This is a genomic window from Burkholderia sp. M6-3 (assembly GCF_050858985.1).
GTDB classification, from domain to species: domain Bacteria; phylum Pseudomonadota; class Gammaproteobacteria; order Burkholderiales; family Burkholderiaceae; genus Paraburkholderia; species Paraburkholderia caledonica.
On the sequence record NZ_CP110091.1, the window covers coordinates 1,495,987 to 1,513,671 of the forward strand.

The following is a 17,685-nucleotide window of genomic DNA, read 5'->3' on the forward strand; positions in this document are numbered from 1 at the left end:
AGGTGATGACCCGCGATGAATCCCGATGAACCGCGTCCTCATCGCACGTGCAGACGGCGGCGCGCCCACATCAGCGTGAAGAGGCTGATTACAGCGGCGATCATCAGATACAAACCGGGCGCCAGATTGTTATGTGTGAAGGCGATCAGCGCCGCGACCACCACCGGCGTGAAGCCGCCGAAAATCGTGGTGCCGATGTTGTAGGCGAACGCCATACCGGTCGTGCGCGTTTCAACCGGAAAAAGGTCCGCCATCAACGCGGGAATCGGCGCGAAGTACGTCGCTTTCAGCAGCGCGACCCAGATCACACAGGCCAGCAGCATGGGCAACGACGGATAGGCGTTCATCAGCATGAAGGCCGGATACACCGTCACCAGAAACAGTACGCCGACCGGCAACATGATGCGTATGCGCCCGAGCTTGTCCGACAGGTGTCCGACCACCGGCACCAGCGCCATCACGATGAAGCCCGCCACGAGCGTCGCAATGAATCCCGACGACGGCGAGAGCTTGAGCTGATGCGTCGCGTACGTCGGCATATACAGGAGCATGTAGTTCGCGGTCGTGGTGAGTACGAGCGAACCGATCGAAACGAGCACCAGTTCCTTCTGTGTCGCAAGTACCGTGCGCACCGGCGACGCGAGCTTTTCGGCGCGAGCGAATTCCGGTGTTTCGTCCATGCGCCGGCGAATGTACAGGCCGATAGGGCCGATCAGCATGCCGAACAGGAATGGGATACGCCACCCCCACCCTTCCAGTTGAGGCGGCGTCAGCAGGCCGGTCAGCAAGGCGCCGAACAACGAGGCGAGCAAGGTGCTCGCGCCTTGGCTCGAGAACTGCCAGCTCGACATGAAGCCGCTGCGCGCCGGCGCATGCTCGACGAGAAACGCCGTCGAACTGCCGAATTCACCGCCGGCGGAAAAGCCCTGCAGCAAGCGCGATACGAAGATCAGGATCGGCGCGGCGATGCCGATCGTCGCATACGGCGGCATGACGGCGACGAGTCCTGTGCCGAGCGTCATCAACCCGATCGAGAGTGTGAGCGAGGCCTTCCTGCCGTGTCTGTCGCTATATGAACCGAGAACCAGCGCGCCGACCGGACGCGCGAGATACGACAGCGCAAACGTGCCGAGCGTAAGTAACAGCGAAACGGTGCGGTCGTGCGTCGGAAAAAACAGGCGCGACAGCGTGGAGGCGAAGTAGCCATACACGACGAGGTCGTAGAACTCGAGCGCGTTCCCTATCGATGTCGCCACGATCAGGCGCGTAATGTTGTGCGACTGCGCGGCGTCGAGCGGTTCTTGCATGGCGGCGGTGTCAGTACTCATTGCGCTGTCCTCGATACGGTTGACGGGGCAGATTGGCGGCCGGATTCGCGTCGGGGGCGTCGCCCTCGCGCGTACCGAGATCCCAGAAGAGGCCTGCCATGATGCGCAGACCTTCTTCGACTACCGGCGCGAGCAGATGCTCGTCCGGCGCGTGCTGCGAACAGCCGGGGTAAGAATGCGGCACCCACAGCGTGGGCATGCCGAGCACGTCGGCGAACACATCGTTCGGCAGCGTTCCGCCGAGGTTCGGCAGCAGCACCGGCTGCGCGCCGGTGGTTCGCGTAAGCGAGCGCAACGCCCACCGTACCCAAGGGTTCTCCGGATCGACGCGCGTGGCGGGCGCGCCGCGTTCGACGCTCACTTCGACCATATGGAACCCGTGCGCGTCGAGATGGCGGCGCACGATGCCGGCGATATCGGACCAGTCGGTGCCCACCACGAAGCGCAGCTGCATGTGCGCAAACGCGAACGGCGGAATGGCATTCACGGGCTTTTCGGGGTTGCCGGTGCGAAACGCGAGCACTTCCAGATTGTTCCAGCCGAACACGCGCTCGGCGGGCGTCAGGCCCGGCTCGCCGTAGTCGGTATCGACTTCAGGCTCGCCGGAGTTGCCGCCCACGCTGATGTCGGCCAGCGCGCGGCGCACCGCGTCCGGCACCGGCGGTGGACGAAGCCCTTCGATCGCGATCCGGCCGTTGGCGTCGACCATCGAGGCAATCGCGTTGGCGAGCACGATGCCCGGATTGCGCAGCAGCCCGCCCCAGTTGCCCGAGTGATGCGCGCCGTCGCGCAGGTTTATGTCGAGCCGGAAGTTGATTACGCCGCGCGAGCCGAGAAAAAGCGTCGGACGGCTGGCGGCGAGCCGCGGGCCGTCGGAGGCGATCAGTACATCGGCGGCAAGTTCGTCGCGCAGGCTGGTGCACAGTGCGTGCAAACCGGGCGACCCAACCTCTTCGCCGGTTTCGAACAACAGCTTCAGGTTGAAGCCGAGCTTGCCGCCGCGCGCATCCATCACGGCTTTCAGCGCGGCCAGGTTGATGCTGTGCTGGCCTTTGTTGTCGGCGGTGCCGCGGCCATACCAGCGCTCGCCGTCAACGCTCACCTCCCATGGCGAGCGGCCGTCGGCCCATTGCGCGTCGTAGCCGCGCACCACGTCGCCATGCCCGTAGCTGAGCACGGTCGGCAGATCGTCGCCTTCATGACGATGCGCGATCAGAAACGGGCCCGCGCCTTCGTGCGGATTCTCGGCGATGCGGCACACGAACCCCCATGCTTCGAGGCGCGGCGTCAATTCGTCGGTGAGATAGGCGCGCAGAAGCGAGTTGCGCTCCGGCTCCTGGCTTTCAGTACGCAGCGCGACGCGGCGTTGCAGGTCAGCGAGAAACTGGCCGGATCGGTAACCTTCAGTGGCTAGCTCAATGGCGGTATGTCGGGTCAACTCGGTCTCCGTCGGGTGCGCTGGAAACTGCGTTGCGCGCCGCGTCAGAGTGCGCGGCGCGTGCGGCAGCGGGTCAACACCCATGCTGTGGTGGCCGATATTTCTGCACAATTACAATATTTCTCACCCACCTTTGCCAGAACGGCAAAGGTCGTCACCGGGATTAACGCATCCAATGGATCAGACAGCCTTGCGCTATTTCCTCGAAGTCGCGCGCAGTGGATCGCTGAGCAAGGCGTCCGAGCGGCTTTTCGTCGCCGTGTCCGCTTTGAGCCGGCAAATCGCGAGGCTCGAGGAGCAACTCGGAACGCCGCTCTTCGAGCGCCGTCCGCGCGGCATGGTACTTACCGATGCCGGGCGGCTCCTCGCCAACCACGCCCGCCGCAGTCAGCTGGAGGACGAACGTGTCACCGGGGAGATCCGCGGTCTTGCGGCCGGCGAACGCGCGACCATTCGCATTGCGAGTTCGGAAGGCGTTGCGCCGGACTTCCTGCCGCTCGTGTTTGCGCAGTTCCTGAAGATGCATCCCGGCGCGCATTTCCAGCTGGACGTCTCCGCGCCGTCGATAGCGACGCAGCGCGTGCGTGAAGGCACGCACGACGTGGCGGTATGTTTCAACATGGTGCCGGAGCGGGACGTGCAAGTGCATTACGCACAGCGCGCACCGGTGTACGCGCTGATGCGGCAGAGCCATCCGCTCGCCGCGCGCGCCAGCGTCTCGCTGGCGGACATGCTGCCGTGGCCGCTCGCCATGCCGAGCCAGACTCTGACGATACGGCAACTGTTCGATATCGCATGCAGTCTGGAAGGGCTGATCTTCGAGCCGGTAGTCGCCAGCAACTATCACGTGGCGTTGCAAAACTTCGTGCGCTACACCGACGCGATAACGTTGACCGGCTATCTGACGGTACACAGCCGCCTCGTGTCCGACTCACTTGCAATGGTGCCGATTTCAAACCCCGAACTACACCAGCGCACGTTACAGATTCAGACTATGGCGGGCCGCACGCTTCCACAGGCAGTGACGGCGTTCATTGCGTTGCTGATGGAAGCGATCGAGTCACCCGAGCATGTGGACGTGGGAGTCAGCCGAGGTTAGCGCGCTGCCAAAGCACTGTGAGCTACTAAACCCGCCGCACTATGAACGCACGATACCTGTGAGCGGCTTCGTCGCGACGGTCTGACTGAATAGCGCGCGAGCCGTGCGCTGAGGATCGAGGCCGAGGCCTTCGCTCGCGACGCCGGCAATCAGCGAGTCGAGCGATGTGGTCGGCTTGAGGTCGCGCGCTTCGTAAAGGTCGCGAGGCGCGAGACCGGGCCAATCCGCGATGACCCGCCCGCCCGCGACCGCTCCGCCCAACACCATCGCGACCGAACCCGTGCCGTGATCGGTGCCGCCAGTGCCGTTCGCGGCCGCGGTTCTGCCAAACTCGGTCGCGACCAATACGGTGGTTTTGCTCCAGGCCGGGCCCATGTTGTCGCGCAGCGCCGCGAGCATCGTGTCGAGCGCTTTCAACTGATTGGCAAGGCGCGTGCTCTGCGCACTGTGCGTGTCCCACCCGCCGGTTTCGATCATTGCGATCCGCGGGCCGTCATCGCGTGACAGAAAACTGGCGGCCAGTTTGCCGAGGCTCGCGGGGTCCTGACGCGCGCCTGCGTCGCCCGCCAGGCCGCGCGCCGTCATGGCCGATTCCCACAGTGGGCGCAACTGGGCGTCCTGATCGTATAGCTGGGAGACGCGCATGAGCAGATCGTCCGGCGCTTGCGGTAGGGCTGAAGGCGCGTAAGAAGTCACCTCCGCATTGCCGCGCAGCGCCATGGGCACAGTCGGCGCGAACGCAATCGCGTTTTCGCGTGCGCTCGGCAATTGCGCGACGAGCCGGTTGAGCCAGCCGTCCTTCACCCGATATGGCGACGCGCTGCCCGTCTCGAGCACGTTCTGTCCGTCGAAATGCGAGCGATCGCGATACGGCGATGCCACCGCGTGCACGAACAGCGCCTGGCGATCCGCGTACATGGCGCCGATCTGCACGAGTGCGGGATGCAGCGCAAAGGTGCCGTCCAGGCGACGCGCGCTCGATGCATCGATTGCAAGCGCGCCGCGCAACGTTGCATAGGCAGGCTCCGCGTAGGGCACGACGATGCTCAGGCCATCGGCGGCGCCCCGCTGAATCACGAACACGAAACGCCGATCCGTGACGACGCTCGCGAAAGCAATGCGCGGCGATACGAGAATTGCGCCCGCTCCGGCAGCAGCAATTTGCAGAAATTGACGGCGTGAAGACATGGACTATCTCCGTTGAAAATCGGGCGAGACCAGCAAAAGTGCGATGGCCGTGGATGCGCTTTCGGCACGTGCGACGGCCACTGCACTCGGCGCGCTGAGCGATCCCGCAAGCAGCACCTGTCCCAGCGAACGCGCGTCGAGCCGGTCGCCGACGCGCGCGGCCAGCCGCTGCGCCACTTCGACGCGGCGCACCAGCGCATCGGGCGCGGCCCAGCTTGCAGCAATATCGTCGTAACCGGCAGGCGAGCCTGGCCGCCACACCGGTTGACCGAGTTGCGCGAGCACGGGCGCTGCCTGCTGATTGCCAAGGTCTTGCCAGCCGAGCCCGCGCATCGAAGAGATCGCCCATTCCCAGGGCGTCTTGAACTTGACAGCGACGGGCGACCACGCTTGCGGCATGTCGAGCAATGCACGGTAGACGGACGGCAGATCGCCGCCGCTGCGCTCGAACACGCCCGCAAGCCGCTCGCTCACGTCTGCCGGCGGATTGTCGGCAATGAAATGACGGGCCAGTTTCGAGCCGATGTGCTGCGCTGTCGCGGGCGCGCCTGCGAGATCATGCAAAATTGCAAGCGCCTGTTGTTCGCCGGGCTGATCGTAACGGCGGCCCATGATGGTTCGTGAGCCGGGCTCATGCAACGCGTCGCGAAACACGAAGCTGCCCGGCGCCGAGGCTTCTTGCATCGAACGGCTTGCCGGCATGTCTGCACCGGCTGAACTGCCGGCGTTGGCGATATTCCCGGGATTACGAGGTCCCGCAGCGAGACTCCAACCCGTCAGCGCGCGGGCGAATTCGGTCACGTCGTCCTGGTTATAGCCACTGCGCACACCTAGCGTATGCAGCTCCATGATTTCGCGCGCGAGATTTTCGTTCAGGCCGCGCTTGCGCTCGGGATTGCGCTGCGCCGCCCGCATCGCCGCGACGCTGTCCGGCCCGACCGAGCGCGTCTGATCGAGAAACAGTTGCATGGCCGGATGACGTTCCACCGCAACGAGCATGTCCTCAAAGCGGCCCAGCACATGTGGGCGGATTGCTTCGGCTTCAAACGAGCCGGCGAGCGCCGCCACAGCGGGCTTTTCTGCCGACACCGCAAAGTGGTTAGACCAGAAATGAACGAGCCGCTCGACAAAGGGCGTCTGTGTGGTGAGTGCGCTAACCACCCGCGCATTCACGGACGATCGATAGTTGTCGCGTATTTCCGCACGGATCGCTTTTCGTTCGGCTTCCTTATCTTTTCGTGAATTGCTTTGCGATGCCGCTTGCTCACCTGTCTGGGCATTCGCTTCTGCGGGCATGCTCGCGCCGCCCGGATTGCGCTGAGCCTGCATACGCAACTGCATGCGCTGATGTTCCAGTTCGCCCGATATTGCCAGCGAATCCGGCTGGCTCGCCCACGCAGCCGGCTTCGGCTGGTAATGATCGAACTGCGCGAGTAGCCAGGCCTTCGGGTCGGGGGGCGCGGTATCGTCGGCGCGGGCGCCCAGGCCGAAACGGTTCAGCGCAATTGCAGCGGCGGTAAGGCCCATGCGATCCTCTTCGGCGGTAGATACAGCTTGAACGTGCGGTGCGATAGATATCCGTCGCGCCTGTCTGATTTTTAATCACCCGAAGATGCCGGACTAGCCGGCCTCGCGACGCTAGCGCCGGACTGCGGCTCGCGCCACTGTCCGCGCAAGCGGAGGCTGTCGGCAAACTTGACCCGCTCTTCAGGCGACAACCCCGCCGCGAAGTCCGCCACACTGCTTTCCACTTGCGCGCGCAGATTGCTGTCGGCCGCACGTGTGCGAGCGAGGGCGGCGTCGAGTGCCGGGCGATCGACCTGCGGAGCGGCCAGCAGACGCAACACCTCGCGCCGCCCTTCGCGTGCCTCGCGCGCAAACTGTCGCGCCTCGCGGCGTCCGTTCTTCAGGCTGTCGGCAAACTCTTTTTGCCGCTCGGTTGAAAGCGTCTGCGCGGCAAAGCGCAGCGCGCGCTGTTGCGCGGCGAGCGGTGTCGTGGCGCCGTGCGCCGCAAACCACTGATACGCGCCACCGGCAATCGCGCCCAGCAGGAACACATTGAGCACCAGCGAAGCCACCAGAACGATTTTCCATGACCGGCTGTTCATTCGCCGCTCCAGTCGGCAGATGAACCACCGAAACTCGACGTTAGATATGACGACTCGTGCATCGGCGGAACCGTTTCGGTCAATACGAAAAACGACACGGCCAAAGCGCCGGCCGCGCCGCCGAGCAAGCCGACGCCAGCGACCGCCGCGCCTGACCACCACCATGCGCGCCGCTGCGCGGCAGGCCGCCGCCGCGGCGCGCTGTCGATGATGCGCTGCTGCAGTGCCGCGTCCGGCGGCGCAACATGGTCGGCAGCGAGCCACGTGTCCAGCTCGGCGGCTTCAGCCAGGTACGCATCCGCTTGCGCGCGATGCGCGTCCGCCCAGGTCTGCGCCGCTGCCCGCTCCTGTTGCGGCCAGCGGCGCGGATCGGCACCGTAGGCTTCGACGATCTGGTGGAATCTTTCCGGCGTCATGACTTGTCCTTGCTAAGGCCGCTGTCGGCCAGTTGAGCGCGCAGATTGCGGCGCGCGCGGGCCAGCAGACTTTCCAGCGCATCGACCGTGACGCCCATTAGTGCTGCGGCGTCGGTGTTCGACATCTCCTGGTAATAAGTGAGCACCAGTGCCTCGCGTTGTCGCGTGGGCAAGGCGGCGAGTGCTTCGCGAACACGCTCGTCGCGGGCGCGCGCTTCGAGCCGTGCATCCGGCGGCGCGGCGGGATCGACCTCGTCGGGCAGGTCGTCGCGAGGATCTTCGCGCCGGCCGCGCAGACGGTCATAGCAGAGGTTAAGTGCGACGCGATGAATCCACGTGTCGAATTTCGCCTCGCCTTCTCGCCAGCGCGTGGCCTGTTTCCAGATCCGCACGAACACTTCCTGCGCGACGTCTTCCGCTTCCATGCGGTCTCCCAACATGCGCGTGGCGACCGCGAGCAGACGCGGCAGCTTGCGCGCGACGAGCGTGCGCACGGCGGCCGGATCGTGCCGGCCGACCTGCTCCAGCAATTCCGCGTCGGGATCGCGTTCGCTCAAGAGGCCGCGCCCTTCGACACACGTGCGATGCGCTTCACGTCGTCTCTATCCTCAAAGGTTCGTTGCGCGTGCATTATCCAGGCGCAGTTTTTCAAGCAGTCGTTCACGCGGTTGTTCAATAAACGACGACTGCTGGACGATAGTAGACCGACCGCGCCGGGTAGACCACACAACCGCCGAGCGACGCCACGAGCAGCAATATCATCAGTGTTTTCATGGCAGCGTGCCTCCTCGAGTCATGTGAGGCCTTCACGCCCAGTGACCTTCGACCCAGCGCCAGTTCGGTCCGCGCTGCACCCAATGTCCCGGTACCCAGTGGTAACCGGCGCGGACCGGCTGCCAATGGCCCGGCGCCCACTCGTAACGACCGTGGTGCCAACGCCAGCGGCCCTGGTCCCACACATAGCCCGCTCGCGGCGCGGGCATGACTTCGACGCGGGGCGGCGGTGGCGCGACAGGCGCAATGATCACTGCCTGGGCGATGGCAGGTGCCGCGGTCAGCGCTGCGGCGCAGGTCGCCGCGACGGCGAGCACGTTGCGTCCAAAGTGAAACGGCGTTTTCGATGTCATGTCGGTTTCTCCCATTCATTCAGTGTCGAAGCGCGGCACGGCTCCGTTTCTTCTTAAACGCGACAGGGGGAAAAATCCGTCGAACGCTTTGAATATTTATGCGCGTCGCAGCGACAATCACCGCTGCGACGCGTGGGAGCGGATGCAAATCATGACTGTCCGTGCTGGTTGTCTTCGGAACGACGCCACTCGGCGGGTGTCATGCCCAGATGTTGGGTGAAGGCGCGACGGAACGCCGCCACGGATTGATAGCCGACCGTCTCGGCTACGACTTCGGCCTCTCGCCCGAGACGCTCCGTCAGATTCGTGCGGGCCAGGCGACGGGCGATACGAAGCGCGACGCCCTCGTCCACTTCGTGCTGAGCCTGCAGAGCACGCGCGGCACGATCGATGAAAGCGAGTTCACAGCTATTCGCACCGCGGGCTACAGCGACACGCAACTGGCTGAGATTTCACTGGCGATTGCCATGACGATCTTCACCAACACATTCAATCGCATTAACGACACTGACGTCGATTTCCCGCCGGTCAAGTAACACGTGCGTAGTCGGGCGGACTCGTCACGCGGTGACGTGCCGCTCGCCGCATCGCTGTGATCCGGTGGAAAGCCTGATCGCTGCCGCACTGGCCAACTCACTCGCAGGTGTACTGGAGGATTTCATGTCTCAAGTTGAACATTTCGATACGTTGATTTTCGGCAGCGGCCAGGGCGGCAAGCGTTCGCCGAAGGTTTGGGGCCGCTTCTGTCGAAGGTTCCTGCAAGGGCGGCTTAACAGGCGATCGGCGCATGGGCGCGGACTGCGCGAGTCCGTTGAATCTGACGGGCTCGCTCGTTACGTGCGCAGTCTGCCCGCGCCCGGACATGGTTAATAGCCAGAGAAACGAGCGTTGCGGCGGTCTGTATTCCGGGTGCCCCCCGGTCGGACCATTGCAAATCATTGTCCCGGTTCGTGCTCGCGTCGACCGCTGATGAATGACGATCAGCCGGGCTGAGGCCGCTGGCACTCGGTCTGGAACCAGTAGTCGACCAGGCGCTGCGCCGCCTGGAGGTCGTCCGGATAGTACGGGTCATACCACGGGGACGGGTCGTAGCCCGCTTTTCTCAGGGCACCGAGTTCGCTCTGGTGCTGCGCCATGGTCGGCGGCGCGTTTGTTCTCAGCGCTGCGAGGTCGCGGCACTCCGTCGGGGTAAGGTGCGGCCCGGTGTACGGCATGACGGGTGCCACGCAACCGGCGACCAGCATCGTCACGGCGAAAAGCGTCGACCAGTTTGTCAGCAGTCTGCTCATGGTGCGTGTCCTTCGGTGCAAGCGTGCCAGGGGCGACGCCGTGCCGGCGCGGCTGGCGTGTTTCCTCGGGTTTTTCGTCTTTCGATGATTCCGTTGCTGTGCAATAACGCCTACTCACGGAGGCGACAAAAAACCCCGAGCAATCCCCACGCCTGGTTTCTCAAGCTCCGCTCACATTTCCCGCCGCAACAAACGGGTGTTCGTGTCATGCCGACGCTCACGTGAATCCATGTTGGCGACGCTACGACAGTTTATCGAATTCGCCGTACCCGGCGTAGTTCAAAACACCGCCATACAAGGCTTGCAGCGATATGGCATGGACTCTGCAATACACAGCGTCCAGCCGCAGCGCGAGCCACTGTACATCCAACCGGATACTGTTGCGTCGCGCCCCGTTCGCGCTGGTACTGAATCGACCAGGCCGTCGACCGGAGGGCATCATGTTCATCTATCTGTTTCTCTTGCTGCAAGAGCTGCTCGACCGCTCTGAACACAGCCGTCGAGATGCGTACCTCGCATCTGCCGTGGACATGTGCGAGCTTGAACGTCGCATGCAGTCGCTCGACATCGACGGTTGAGTTCGCTCAACGGGCGCTGACCGCCTATCAGTTCGGATGGCAGAGCAAATCTTCCGGCGTCTCGGTCATAGCCAGCGGGCGGCGTCGCACCGATAGTGGAGACTCACCGGCACGGCATCCGCGCTCCCGACTCCTCGACTACCCGACTCCCCAGGAACGACATGAATAGCGCCATCGCATCGCGAGTCTGCACATCTCCAACGACCGTCATCGCTCTGCATTGCTCGGGCTCCGGAGCGACGCAATGGCGCAAGCTCGGCGAGGCGCTTGGCTCGCGCCACGCGTTCGTCGCGCCGGAGCACTACGGCTGCGACAGCACCGGCCCATGGAGCGGCGAGCGCGCGTTCACGCTTGCCGACGAGGCGGCAAGGACGGTCGGCATCATCGACGCCACGTGTGGCAAGGTGCATCTCGTCGGCCACTCGTACGGCGGTGGCGTGGCGTTGCGCGCGGCCGTCGAGCGGCCCGGGCGCATTGCGAGCCTGACGCTGTACGAACCGTCGGCTTTCCACCTGCTGAAGGCGATGGGCACCTACGGAGTCGAAGCGCTGTCGGAAATCGTCGCGATCTCGAAGCGCACCGCCGACGGAGTCAGCTGCGGCGACTATCGCGGTGCGGCGGCTTCCTTCGTCGATTACTGGAGTGGACGGGGCGCATGGGATGCGCTGCGGCCCTCGGTGCAGGCGGCGCTCACGCGCTGGGCGCCGAAGGCGCCGCTCGACTTTCGCGCGCTTCTCGATGAACGCACGCCCGCCAGCGCTTACACGAGCCTGCGCGTGCCGGCGTTGATCATGCGCGGCGAACATGCGCCGGTTCCGACGCGGGCGATCGCCGAGCGGCTGCCCATGCTGCTGCCTGCGGCACGCCTTGCAATCGTCGTGGGCGCGGGACACATGGGGCCGCTCACGCACGCCGACCAGGTCAATGCGGCGATCGCGCGGCATATCGCCGAGTCGGAAGCGGCGTATTGATCAGGCAGCAGGCGAACGGCAGCTCGTCCGGGAAATGCTGGTTACGCGTGCGTCATTCCATTGAAGCGACAACTTCGTCGGTTGTCACCACGCCGTGCGCGAGAAACGCGTAATTGACCATTGCCGCTTTATATCCATCGCCCCAAACGGGGTGACGTGGTCCCGCAGTCGCATCGCTCACGACGTGAACCTCGAACCCCTGTTCGAGCAGGTCGCGCAGATGCGATTCCACGCACATATTGGCGAGCATGCCTCCGAGTACCACCTTGCTCACGCCGCGCTTGCGCAGCTGAAGGACGAGATCGTTGGTTTGCGGTCCGAAGACCTTATGTGGGCTCACAACAACCGTCTCGCCGTCGTTGATGTAAGGCTTGAATTCGTCGAGCCAGTCAGCGCCTGATCCGTCGAAACCTTCGAGATTCAACTGACCGCTACGCGCAAATGTCCCGGTAGCGAATTCATCGGACTCCAACGGCCCGTTGAATTTCCACAGGCGATCGGTCGGGAAAAAGTAATGTGGCGATATAAAGACGGGAAATTTCGCGGCCTTTGCCGCCTTGAAGATTCGCAGCATGTTTTCGACCGTCCTGTTCTCCGTCACGCTCGCTCCCACCGCGCCCCAATTCTTGCCCGACTTGCTCAGGACATCGACTTGCGGGTCGATGAATACTACGGCTGTCTCCATACGATCAAAGGACACTTCGGACCTCCAGGAAAACGCGTGACGGCTCACCGACCTACCCGACCGGAGCCTCCCGACCAGATTAGGAAACGAAGCCCTGGAAAGCAACGACGCATTGATGCGGCGTCCCGGTTTTGCACGCGAGCGCCAGACGACAAGGCGCTCGATGCGTCCGCTGCTTGGCCCGCATGCATGCTTTTAACAAGGCGATGATTAAGACTCCCACGCGCTTGTTGGGATCTGGCATGCAAGTACGGTTTTCGCGACCTGCCGGTGCGTTTGTTTTTGAACGTGCGCAGGTCGCTCAGGTCGGCGACACGGCGGCCAACGCCCGAGACGAGCGTGGCCGCGCTGCCTCACGGTTACATCGCTTTAGTTCCTGAACGGTGATCGACGTCTCCGATCCTGGCGCCTTCGTCAACCGTCGAAGGCGGTTCGGCCGACGTCTTGCTGTCGGACGCCTGAGCGCAACTGAATAGCAGAACGCGAGGGTCATTGCGGTTGTCGTCGGCTTCGCGAACGCGGTCGATCCGTTCGATCGGCTGTACAGACTTGTCGCCGCAGATGTGTTGCGCCACTTTCGTGCAGGTCGCCGCGCTTTCCAGGAGGCCGTGGCACTCGGCCCGGTATGTCCTGACGCCGTTGCTTGCGTCGACGGAATAGGCGTTAAAGGATGGACCACTCGCTGCCGTGCATCCGCTCACGAGAAGGACGCCGGTCGTAAATAGGCTTGCAAGAAAAAGTCGGTTCATCAGGTGCTCCATAGACTGTGTGTGGCGGAAAACGCGGAAAACGCAGAGAACGCGGGACACGCGGCTGCGGTCCCCGTCCTCACGACTTACCATTGCATTGCGGCGCCGACGCCAACGGTCGTGCCGCCTGGGCTCATGCCCACGCCGGCCTTCATTTTCAGATTCTCCGCGAGGCGCGCAGTACCGCCGATCGCGACCGCCTGATAACCGCGGAAGCCCGCCGTGCCGATACCGAGCGACAGGGTCTTGTCCTTGTCCACTTCGGGAATCATCGTCAACGCAGTCGCTGCCGCGATGCCGGAGTACGCGTTGCGCGCCGTCGAATTGATGCCGTTCTGCAGTTCGTTCACGCGGGCGTCCGTGTATGCGTTTGCCTGAGACAACGCCGCGTTCAGCTGTTGAACGTTCACCGCGTCGGTCGGTGCGGTGCCGGCCGCCACGTTGATCACCTGCCGGGTGGACTCGCTGGAACCGACCGCGACCACATTCGCACGTCCGCCGTCGTTACTGTTCGCGCCGAGCGCCGTCGAGCCGCTGCCTGTGGACGTCGCGCCGGCTCCTACGGCTGTGGAACCACTGCCCGACGCCGTCGAGCCGTTACCCACCGCCGAACTGTTGTTGCCCGAAGCCACGGCGCCCTGCCCGCCTGCCGACGAGTTCGATCCCGAAGGCGTCGGGGGCGTGGGCGTGCCGGGCGACGACGAGAAGCTGCCGCCGTTGTTGGTGGTCTGCTGGTTGATCAGTGTCGTCAACCGGTTGGTCACCGCATCGAGCTGCGATACGTTCACGGCGTCCGTGCCGGCTTTGCCCGCAGCGAGACCGGTAATCTGCCGGTTGCCGACGTTGACCTCGCCCGCCGACGATTGCGGACTGCTCAGCCCGTAAGCGATGTAGTTACTCAACGCGCCGACCGTCGTCACCGATCCGGCTCCGAGCGCCACACTGTTGGCAAACGTCGCGCCCGCGCCGGCCCCGAGTGCAAGCGCGTCGATTGCACTGCTGTGCGCGCCTGAACCGATTGCAATCGATCCGGCGTTAGCAGCACTCGCATTCGCGCCTTGAGCGATAGACTGCGCGCCGCTCGCGACAGAGCCGCTGCCCACCGCAATCGCGTCCGCCTGCGCCGAATTCGCGGCCTGGCCGATCGCGACGCCGCCGGGCGCGGTTGCGTCGACGATCGCGCCATTGCCCATGCCAACTCCGCTGTCGCCGTTGACGACCGTGGTCGGTCCCACGGCGATCGACTCCGCGCCGACCGCGAGCGAGTCCGCCGCCGTCGAATTCGCATGGAAGTACATCTGGCCAGTCACCGCAAACGACGACAGTGCGCCTGCCAACTGGCGGATGGTGACGGCGTCGTGCTGCTGCGTACCGTCGGCGACGTTCGTCAACTGCCGATACGTGTTGCCGCTTGCGCTGCCGAAGGACACCGCGCCGAGCAACGTCTGATCGCTGGTGTCGAACGGAATCGCATGCGAGCCGTTGGCGATCGAGCCGACGCCCGAGAGCACCGCCCGGTCGGACACCGAACCGGCACCGATCGCCACGGCACCCGCCACCGACGCACTCGACAGCGAACCTAGCGCAACGGCGTTATTGGCTAGTGCCGAAGCGCCGTTGCCGCCCGCGAAGCTGCTCGCGCCGCTCGCCGTCGCCGCGACGCCTGCCGCCAGCGCATTGAGGCCTGTGGCGCCGTCGTTGTTGTAGTTGCCGCCTTGCGCGCCGCCGTCGTTGACGCTGTAGTAGTGCTTCGCATTCGCCGTCACGACATTGGCGAGGTTATCTACCGCCTGATCGGTGGCGTAAAGCTGCGAGCCGTTCACTGCATCGGTACTGTTCGCGTTGACACGGCCCGCGGCCACGTTCGTCACGGTGCGCTCGTGACCGAGGCTGCCGACACTCACCGTGCTGGTGGGCGAAGTGCCGGCATACGCATACGCAGTGCCGTTGATGGTGTCGCCCGTGGTCGCCACGGCCACGTCGGTCGTCGAGCCGCTGCCGAGCGCCACGTCGTTTGCATTGTTCGCCGTCGCGCCCTGACCCATAGCGGTGCTGCCCGCGCCGGCAGCGACGGTTCCCACGCCTGCCGCCAACGCGTTGACGCCCGTGGCACCGTCGTTGTTGTAATTGCCGCCTTGCGTGCCGCCGTCGTTGACGCTGAAGTAGTGAGTCTTGTCAGTTGCGACGGTCGCTGCGAGAGCGTCGATCGCCTGATTGCTCTGGTACAACTGCGAGCCGTTCACGGCGTCCGTGCTCGTCGCGCTCAGACGGCCCGCCGCCACGTTCTGGATCTGGCGCTCCGTGCCTGCCGCGCCAACGCTCACCACGCTGGTCGGCGCGGTGCCGGCGAAGTTGTAGACCGTACCGTTGATGGTCGTGCTCGCGGTCGGCGTTGCGGTGCCGGTTTGGGAGCCCGAGCCGAGCGCCACGCTGTTCGCGTTGCCGGCCGACGCGCCGGCGCCGAGTGCAATCGCGCCCGCCTGGTTCGCGACTGCTGCATCGCCGAATGCGAGGGCACTCGCGCCGCTCGCGTTGCTCGCATTGCCCAGCGCGACCGCACCTTGACCATTTGCGATGTTGCCGTTGCCTTGGGCGATCGCTCCGTTGCCGGTCGCCGTGTTATCCGCGCCAACCGCAATCGCGCCATTGCCGGTCGCGCTATTCGGGTCGCCGATTGCGACGGCCCCGTTGCCGCTGACCGTCTGCGCCTGACCGAGCGCCACAGCGCCCGTCCCGGTCAGCACCTGAGAATTGTGGCCGCCCGCGATGGAACCGGCGCCGGCCGCTGCGGCAACCTTGTTGCTGTCGCCGATCGCAACTGTCGACGCCGCGAGGGCTTGCGACGAAGAGCCAACCGCGGTCGCGTTCGTGTTGCTCGCGACGGTCTGGTTGCCCAACGCGACGGCGCTGCTGCCTGAGGCCGTCGCAGCCGTGCCCATCGCAATGGCATTTGCATTCGTGCCCGTCGAAGCCGAATCGCCTATAGCAATCGACGAGGACCCGCCCGAACTCGCGCCTGAGCCGATCGCAACCGCACGAATGCCCGACGCCGCGGCGCCCGCGACTGCTGCCGGTGCAGAGGAGCCGCCTTCGGCGACGGAATCCGCCCCGCCCAACGCTATCGAATTGGCGCCACTGGCGCTGGAGCCATTCATCATGCTGAGCGAGTTGAGTCCCGACGCGGCGGCTCCGGCACCCAAGGCCACGGCATTCTGGGCAGTGGCGGCGGCCACCGTGCCCGCAGCCAGCGAAGAGGGACCCGAAGCTCTTACATCCGTGCCGATGCCAATCGCTCCCGCCGCCGTTGCGCCCGTGCCCGCGACGGTACGCGCTCCCAGATACACGGAATTAAGACCGCTCGCGATTGACTGAAAGCCGACGGCCACGGCATGCGTGCCCGAGCTGTTGGCGATATAGCCCATTGCAACAGCTGCGGCTCCGCTCCCCACCGACTGGAAGCCGAAGGCGGCAGCATAGTCGCCGGTAGCGGTGACGTCAGTGCCGATCGCAATCGACGATTGTCCGGACGAACCGGTGCCCGCGGCGGTGCGTGAGCCCATGTAGATCGCATTGACACCGGTCGCATTGGCTCCCGAACCAACGGCCACGCCATTGGTTTGCGAACCGATGGCTCCGCTGCCCAATGCCACCGCGCCGGAAGCGGCTGCGCTGGAACTCGCACCCAGTGCAACGCCGTTGTCTCCGTTCGCCTTCGCCGACGGGCCGACGGCTGTCGACAGGTTGCCGCTGGAGACTGCGTCGACGCCAATACCAATGGCGGCAGATCCGGTAGCGGCAACATCGGTACCGATCCCAATCGCCGATTCAGCGGTTGCGCCGGTGCCCGGAGCATTGCGCGCCCCCAGATAAATGGCATTCGTCGCATTGGCGATCGCCTGATAGCCGACAGCCGTGGCATTGATTCCCGTAGCGTTAGCGGCGTAACCCAGCGCAGTCGCACCGCCACCACTGGCCGTGGACAAATAGCCCGCGCACGAATTGCTACCGCTGAAGAAGTTATAAGGTGACGACGAGCAATTGACCTGCGCCTGCGCCTGCGTGCCCCATGCGCCGAGGGCCGCCAGCACGAGGGCTGGCAAGATCCGTAGACTCGCCCCGTGCATCAACGTGCTGCGACGGTCGCCGTCTCGTCCATCGAATACCGGGGCACCGGTTCCCGAATTCCCTTTGCCGCGCGTTCTGCCCCGTTCCGAGGCGGCCACAAAAGACCCTAGTGACGCGTTCCAGACTGTCCGATATGCCTTATTCATGGTTATTTTCCTGTAAGGATTCAAAATTCGAATTTAAAAGCACAAGCGTGTTTGTTTACAGCCAGTACGTTTAGGATGACTATTTATGTTGAATGGACGAGCAACTGCGGCCGTGCTTCTTCTAAACAGGCGCGACTAGCCCTTTTCCCTTCAGGTGTTCCTGGATAACTAGTTTTCCAGGGCGAGCGAATCCGTCCTCGTCGCGCAGGAATTCAAGTTACTGGGTAATGGGCAAGCCTCGACTAGAAAGCTGCTGAGCGGCTATGCAGTCGGCCGGCGGCCCTGTCAGACGTTGATTTTACGAAGGTCCGAATGATTGCAGCATAAGGAGAGCAAAGGCAGGCATTAGTTGCATTGAGCGGCCTTGAAGAGTGTCTCCTTCGGCCGGACGCATGCCTGATTGTTTTTCGCTTTCCACACTCATTCGTATTGCCCCTC

The 17,685-nt window shown here is 64.3% G+C and carries 17 protein-coding genes and 1 pseudogene; 5 read left to right on the top strand and 13 right to left on the bottom strand.

What is annotated here, in order from left to right; translation table 11 throughout:
- Positions 1-38: 38 nt before the first annotated feature.
- On the bottom strand, positions 39-1,328 hold the full coding sequence (locus OH764_RS24055; RefSeq protein ID WP_498851116.1) for an MFS transporter: 1,290 nt from the start codon (positions 1,326-1,328) through the stop codon (positions 39-41).
- Positions 1,318-2,766, bottom strand: a complete 1,449-nt coding sequence (locus OH764_RS24060) for a M20 family metallopeptidase (RefSeq protein WP_498851117.1) — start codon at positions 2,764-2,766, stop codon at positions 1,318-1,320. Before OH764_RS24060 ends, OH764_RS24055 begins: the two co-directional genes overlap by 11 nt.
- A gap of 175 nt (positions 2,767-2,941) precedes the next feature.
- On the opposite strand from OH764_RS24060, the gene OH764_RS24065 reads away from it, so the two are divergent.
- Entirely contained in the window at positions 2,942-3,865 is a 924-nt protein-coding gene (locus OH764_RS24065) for a LysR family transcriptional regulator (RefSeq protein WP_498851118.1), read from the top strand.
- Positions 3,866-3,904: 39 nt separating this feature from the next.
- Here the strand turns inward: OH764_RS24065 and OH764_RS24070 are convergent, their stop codons facing one another.
- The 7 genes and pseudogenes from OH764_RS24070 to OH764_RS24100 all read right to left on the bottom strand — a co-directional run.
- Positions 3,905-5,053: a DUF1501 domain-containing protein gene (locus OH764_RS24070; protein ID WP_498851119.1), complete on the bottom strand. Its 1,149-nt coding sequence runs from the start codon at positions 5,051-5,053 to the stop codon at positions 3,905-3,907.
- Between the two features lie 3 nt (positions 5,054-5,056).
- Positions 5,057-6,580, bottom strand: coding sequence for a DUF1800 domain-containing protein (locus OH764_RS24075; protein ID WP_498851120.1), 1,524 nt, complete (start codon positions 6,578-6,580; stop codon positions 5,057-5,059).
- A 71-nt stretch (positions 6,581-6,651) separates the two neighbouring features.
- A complete protein-coding gene (locus OH764_RS24080; protein WP_498851121.1) occupies positions 6,652-7,161 on the bottom strand; it encodes a periplasmic heavy metal sensor in 510 nt (169 codons plus the stop codon).
- Positions 7,158-7,577, bottom strand: coding sequence for a hypothetical protein (locus tag OH764_RS24085; protein ID WP_498851122.1), 420 nt, complete (start codon positions 7,575-7,577; stop codon positions 7,158-7,160). The genes OH764_RS24080 and OH764_RS24085 overlap by 4 nt, the downstream gene beginning before the upstream one ends.
- Positions 7,574-8,134 carry an RNA polymerase sigma factor gene (locus tag OH764_RS24090; RefSeq protein WP_498851123.1) on the bottom strand — a complete coding sequence of 187 codons (561 nt, stop codon included), beginning with the start codon at positions 8,132-8,134 and terminating at the stop codon, positions 7,574-7,576. Before OH764_RS24090 ends, OH764_RS24085 begins: the two co-directional genes overlap by 4 nt.
- 249 nt (positions 8,135-8,383) lie before the next feature.
- Positions 8,384-8,704, bottom strand: a complete 321-nt coding sequence (locus tag OH764_RS24095) for a YXWGXW repeat-containing protein (protein WP_498851124.1) — start codon at positions 8,702-8,704, stop codon at positions 8,384-8,386.
- A gap of 149 nt (positions 8,705-8,853) precedes the next feature.
- Positions 8,854-8,985, bottom strand: a pseudogene (locus OH764_RS24100) (helix-turn-helix domain-containing protein); the annotation flags it as partial.
- 75 nt (positions 8,986-9,060) lie between these two features.
- Between OH764_RS24100 and OH764_RS24105 the strand changes: the two are divergent.
- Together OH764_RS24105 and OH764_RS24110 are read left to right on the top strand one after the other, a co-directional pair.
- A complete protein-coding gene (locus OH764_RS24105) occupies positions 9,061-9,240 on the top strand; it encodes a carboxymuconolactone decarboxylase family protein (RefSeq protein WP_498851125.1) in 180 nt (59 codons plus the stop codon).
- Between the two features lie 64 nt (positions 9,241-9,304).
- On the top strand, positions 9,305-9,574 hold the full coding sequence (locus OH764_RS24110; protein WP_498851126.1) for a hypothetical protein: 270 nt from the start codon (positions 9,305-9,307) through the stop codon (positions 9,572-9,574).
- A 110-nt stretch (positions 9,575-9,684) separates the two neighbouring features.
- Here the strand turns inward: OH764_RS24110 and OH764_RS24115 are convergent, their stop codons facing one another.
- Positions 9,685-9,993 carry a DUF4148 domain-containing protein gene (locus tag OH764_RS24115; RefSeq protein WP_498851127.1) on the bottom strand — a complete coding sequence of 103 codons (309 nt, stop codon included), beginning with the start codon at positions 9,991-9,993 and terminating at the stop codon, positions 9,685-9,687.
- Positions 9,994-10,433: 440 nt separating this feature from the next.
- Here OH764_RS24115 and OH764_RS24120 point away from each other — a divergent pair, with 440 nt between their 5' ends.
- Together OH764_RS24120 and OH764_RS24125 are read left to right on the top strand one after the other, a co-directional pair.
- Entirely contained in the window at positions 10,434-10,571 is a 138-nt protein-coding gene (locus tag OH764_RS24120; protein ID WP_498851128.1) for a DUF3563 family protein, read from the top strand.
- A 161-nt stretch (positions 10,572-10,732) separates the two neighbouring features.
- A complete protein-coding gene (locus OH764_RS24125; protein ID WP_498851129.1) occupies positions 10,733-11,542 on the top strand; it encodes an alpha/beta fold hydrolase in 810 nt (269 codons plus the stop codon).
- A gap of 52 nt (positions 11,543-11,594) precedes the next feature.
- Here OH764_RS24125 and OH764_RS24130 read toward each other — a convergent pair whose 3' ends face one another.
- The 3 genes from OH764_RS24130 to OH764_RS24140 all read right to left on the bottom strand — a co-directional run bounded on the left by OH764_RS24130 (position 11,595) and on the right by OH764_RS24140 (position 17,247).
- The gene (locus OH764_RS24130) at positions 11,595-12,227 is read right to left on the bottom strand and encodes a cysteine hydrolase family protein (protein WP_498851269.1); all 633 of its coding nucleotides are present in this window, start codon (positions 12,225-12,227) and stop codon (positions 11,595-11,597) included.
- A gap of 359 nt (positions 12,228-12,586) precedes the next feature.
- Positions 12,587-12,976 carry a hypothetical protein gene (locus OH764_RS24135; protein ID WP_408489680.1) on the bottom strand — a complete coding sequence of 130 codons (390 nt, stop codon included), beginning with the start codon at positions 12,974-12,976 and terminating at the stop codon, positions 12,587-12,589.
- 86 nt (positions 12,977-13,062) lie between these two features.
- Positions 13,063-17,247: a YadA-like family protein gene (locus OH764_RS24140; protein WP_498851130.1), complete on the bottom strand. Its 4,185-nt coding sequence runs from the start codon at positions 17,245-17,247 to the stop codon at positions 13,063-13,065.
- Positions 17,248-17,685: the final 438 nt, after the last annotated feature.

What these genes read in the sequence shown, in the direction of transcription:
- OH764_RS24120 (WP_498851128.1), top strand. Translation starts at nt 10,434, where the DNA reads ATGTTCATCTATCTGTTTCTCTTGCTGCAAGAGCTGCTCGACCGCTCT.
- OH764_RS24135 (WP_408489680.1), bottom strand. Translation starts at nt 12,976, where the DNA reads ATGAACCGACTTTTTCTTGCAAGCCTATTTACGACCGGCGTCCTTCTC.
- OH764_RS24075 (WP_498851120.1), bottom strand. Translation starts at nt 6,580, where the DNA reads ATGGGCCTTACCGCCGCTGCAATTGCGCTGAACCGTTTCGGCCTGGGC.
- OH764_RS24080 (WP_498851121.1), bottom strand. Translation starts at nt 7,161, where the DNA reads ATGAACAGCCGGTCATGGAAAATCGTTCTGGTGGCTTCGCTGGTGCTC.
- OH764_RS24070 (WP_498851119.1), bottom strand. Translation starts at nt 5,053, where the DNA reads ATGTCTTCACGCCGTCAATTTCTGCAAATTGCTGCTGCCGGAGCGGGC.
- OH764_RS24125 (WP_498851129.1), top strand. Translation starts at nt 10,733, where the DNA reads ATGAATAGCGCCATCGCATCGCGAGTCTGCACATCTCCAACGACCGTC.
- OH764_RS24115 (WP_498851127.1), bottom strand. Translation starts at nt 9,993, where the DNA reads ATGAGCAGACTGCTGACAAACTGGTCGACGCTTTTCGCCGTGACGATG.
- OH764_RS24065 (WP_498851118.1), top strand. Translation starts at nt 2,942, where the DNA reads ATGGATCAGACAGCCTTGCGCTATTTCCTCGAAGTCGCGCGCAGTGGA.
- OH764_RS24085 (WP_498851122.1), bottom strand. Translation starts at nt 7,577, where the DNA reads ATGACGCCGGAAAGATTCCACCAGATCGTCGAAGCCTACGGTGCCGAT.
- OH764_RS24140 (WP_498851130.1), bottom strand. Translation starts at nt 17,247, where the DNA reads ATGAATAAGGCATATCGGACAGTCTGGAACGCGTCACTAGGGTCTTTT.
- OH764_RS24095 (WP_498851124.1), bottom strand. Translation starts at nt 8,704, where the DNA reads ATGACATCGAAAACGCCGTTTCACTTTGGACGCAACGTGCTCGCCGTC.
- OH764_RS24055 (WP_498851116.1), bottom strand. Translation starts at nt 1,328, where the DNA reads ATGAGTACTGACACCGCCGCCATGCAAGAACCGCTCGACGCCGCGCAG.
- OH764_RS24130 (WP_498851269.1), bottom strand. Translation starts at nt 12,227, where the DNA reads ATGGAGACAGCCGTAGTATTCATCGACCCGCAAGTCGATGTCCTGAGC.